Raw genomic sequence first — 3,273 nt, 5'->3', positions numbered from 1 at the left:
TGAGGCCCAGGGCCAGCGCCTTCTTGGTCACAAAGCGGGTCTGGGGCATGGGGCCTTCCTGCGCGTCAATCAGCAGCACCACGCCGTCGACCATGGACAAGGCGCGTTCCACTTCACCACCGAAGTCGGCGTGGCCGGGGGTATCGACGATGTTGATGTGCGTGCCTTCCCAGGTCACGGCGCAGTTCTTGGCCAGAATCGTGATGCCACGCTCTTTTTCGATGGCGTTGTTGTCCATCACGGTGTCGACCACTTTCTCGTGCTCGGCAAAGGTGCCAGACTGGCGCAGCAATTGGTCAACCATGGTGGTCTTACCATGGTCAACGTGGGCGATGATGGCGATGTTACGGATCTGTTTTTGACTCATGGTTAACTTTCTGGAGACTTGAAACGGGTACAAGGTTAATGTTGAAAAGAGGGAACGTCGGCGCCGCAGGCTATGTCCGGGGGGCGTTCGGGAAAACTATCAGTAAAACTTTGCGCCGCACGCAGGATGTCCTGGATTTCAACCGGGCTCAGCAAACGCTGGGGAATCAGCTCGTCGGCCGTCACATGCGCCGAGCCCAGAAACGCAGGCGGCTGGGCGCCATACACCTGCACCAGTGGCGCATCAGGCCCCCATTGGCCGGGCTCGCCGCGGCGGCGCAGGCCGCTCAGAAAGCGTCCCGCATTATCCACGTCCAGCGTGACAGACGGGAACGAAGACACCAGCGACTGGGCGGGGAAAAGGCAGGCGTCGCGCTCGGCCTCGCTCATGGCCTCCAGCGCGGCCAGGGTCACGCATTGCGCCGCAACAAAGCCACCGGTCTCCAGCCGCCGTAGCGAACCCAGGTGCGCACCGCAGCCCAGGGCCTCGCCAATGTCCTCACCCAGCGTGCGAATGTAGGTTCCCTTGCTGCAGCTTACTATGATTTTAATAGCTGCTTGCGCCCGTGGATCTTGGGCTATAGCCATATTTAGCTTGAAAATAGTAATGTGGCGCGCTTCCCGCTCCACCTCTATCCCCTTGCGGGCGTATTCGTACAGCGCCTTGCCATCCTTCTTCAGGGCTGAATACATCGGCGGAATCTGCGCCAGCGGGCCTGTAAAGCGCTGCGTCATGGCTGCCAGCAACTCCGGGGTGATCTCGGGCACGGGACGCGTCTCTATCACCTCACCCTCCGCATCAGCGGTGCTGGTTTTCTGGCCCAGCAGCAAAACCGCCTCGTAGGTTTTGTCGGCATCGAGCTGAATCTGGCTGAACTTGGTGGCCGCGCCGAAGCACAGCGGCAATACGCCGGTAGCCAGTGGATCCAGCGTGCCAGTGTGGCCGGCCTTGTCCGCGCGCAGCAGCCATTTGGCTTTTTGCAGGGCCTGGTTACTCGACAGGCCGAGCGGCTTGTCGAGCAGCAGCACGCCATGCACGGGACGTCGCTGAATTTTCTGGCGATGAGAAGAGATTTGCGTCATAAGGCTCCGACAGGCTCTGCGCCGGGCCTGCCCGAACGCTGGTTGGCACCGTTGTCCCCGAACCTGTCAGAGGGGGAACGGCGCGAACTCAGTCGTCCTGGGCGCGGGAAGAAACTGCCTTGGCAATCAAGGCGTTCATGTCCGCCGCACGTTCGGTGGTGCGGTCAAACTGGAAATGCAGGGTCGGCACGGTATGAATCATCAGGCGCTTGAACAGGCCATTGCGCAAAAAACCGGCGGCCTGGTTGAGGGCGATTTCGCACTCGTTCGGGTCGCCGAGCAACACGCTGAAGAACACCTTGGCATGGGCGTAGTCGGGCGTCACTTCAACCGCCTGAATGGTCACCATGCCGACCCGGGGGTCTTTGAGCTCGCGCGCGATCAGCGCCGTCAGATCGCGCTGGATCTGATCGGCGACACGAAAGCCGCGATTGGGAGTAGATGACTTTTTACGCATGAAAAACTAGGGGAATCAATGGTTGGGGCTTTGCAGTCTTGTTTTGAAAGGGAAGAATCGCCAAGCTTGAAACTTGGCGATTCTTTCGGTTTTTACAAGGTTCGGGCCACTTCCCGGATTTCGAAGAACTCCAGCAGATCGCCAGCCTGGATGTCGTTGTAGTTCTTGATGTTCAAGCCGCACTCGAAGCCTTCCTTGACTTCCTTGGCATCGTCCTTGAAACGCTTGAGCGAGTCGAGTTCACCCGTGAAGATGACCACGTTTTCGCGCAGCAAGCGCAACTTGGCGGTGCGGCGAACCACACCGGCGGTGACCATACAGCCGGCGATCGAACCGATCTTGCTGACCTTGAACACCTGGCGAACCTCGGCCATGCCGATAACTTCTTCCTTCTTGTCAGGCGTGAGCATGCCGGACATCGCGGCCTTGAGTTCGTCCACAGCGTCATAAATGATGTTGTAGTAACGAATATCAACGCCGTTGTTCTCAGCCTGCTTGCGCGCCTGGGCATCAGCCCGGGTGTTAAAGCCGATCAGCACTGCCTTGGAGGCAATGGCCAGATTCACGTCGGATTCGGAAATACCGCCAACACCGGAGTAGACCAGCTGGACCTTGACCTCGTCGGTCGAGAGCTTGAGCAGTGACTGCCCCAGCGCTTCCTGCGAACCCTGCACATCGGCCTTGATGATGATGGGCAGCATCTTGACTTCGCCAGCCGAGATGTCCGCGAACATGTTTTCCAGCTTGGACGCCTGCTGCTTGGCCAGCTTGGTATTGCGGAACTTGCCAGCGCGGTAGGTGGCGATTTCGCGAACACGGCGTTCGTCCGTCATCACCATGAACTCGTCGCCAGCCTGTGGCACTTCGGTCAGACCCTGAATTTCCACGGGGATCGACGGCCCTGCGGTCTTGATCGGCTTGCCGTTTTCGTCGAGCATGGCGCGCACGCGGCCATAGGTCGAGCCAGCCAGCACCACGTCGCCCGCTTTCAGCGTTCCGGACTGCACCAGCACGGTGGCGACCGGGCCGCGGCCCTTGTCGAGACGCGCTTCAATCACCAGGCCCTTGGCCATGGCATCGACCGGGGCCCGGAGCTCCAGCACTTCAGCCTGCAGCAGCACCTGCTCAAGCAGCGTGTCTATGCCGGCGCCGGTATGGGCAGAAACAGGAACAAACGGGGAGTCGCCGCCAAACTCTTCCGGCACCACGCCTTCAGTGACCAGCTCGCCCTTGACACGTTCCAGATTGACGCCGGGTTTGTCGATCTTGTTGATCGCCACAACGATAGGAACACCGGCTGCCCTGGCATGCTTGATGGCTTCTTTGGTCTGCGGCATGACGCCGTCGTCCGCTGCCACCACCAGGAT

At 60.0% G+C, this 3,273-nt stretch carries 4 protein-coding genes; all 4 read right to left on the bottom strand.

The genetic code is table 11. The annotated features are described in order from the left end of the window. On the bottom strand, nt 1-367 hold a 367-nt coding region (locus Q8K05_RS16420), incomplete at its 3' end, for a GTP-binding protein (protein WP_305247688.1). A 35-nt stretch (nt 368-402) separates the two neighbouring features. Further along, nucleotides 403-1,449 (bottom strand): tRNA pseudouridine(55) synthase TruB, encoded by a 1,047-nt coding sequence (truB, locus tag Q8K05_RS16415; RefSeq protein ID WP_305247687.1) that lies wholly within the window; start codon nt 1,447-1,449, stop codon nt 403-405. Nucleotides 1,450-1,537: 88 nt separating this feature from the next. After that, nucleotides 1,538-1,906, bottom strand: a complete 369-nt coding sequence (gene rbfA / locus Q8K05_RS16410) for a 30S ribosome-binding factor RbfA (RefSeq protein WP_305247686.1) — start codon at nt 1,904-1,906, stop codon at nt 1,538-1,540. Nucleotides 1,907-1,998: 92 nt separating this feature from the next. Next, on the bottom strand, nt 1,999-3,273 hold a 1,275-nt coding region (gene infB, locus Q8K05_RS16405), incomplete at its 5' end, for a translation initiation factor IF-2 (protein WP_305247685.1).

Source organism: Polaromonas sp. (assembly GCF_030682935.1).
Taxonomy (GTDB): domain Bacteria; phylum Pseudomonadota; class Gammaproteobacteria; order Burkholderiales; family Burkholderiaceae_C; genus Polaromonas.
The sequence above is the reverse complement of the archived record's forward strand: the minus strand, read 5'-3'. Positions and strand labels throughout refer to the sequence as shown.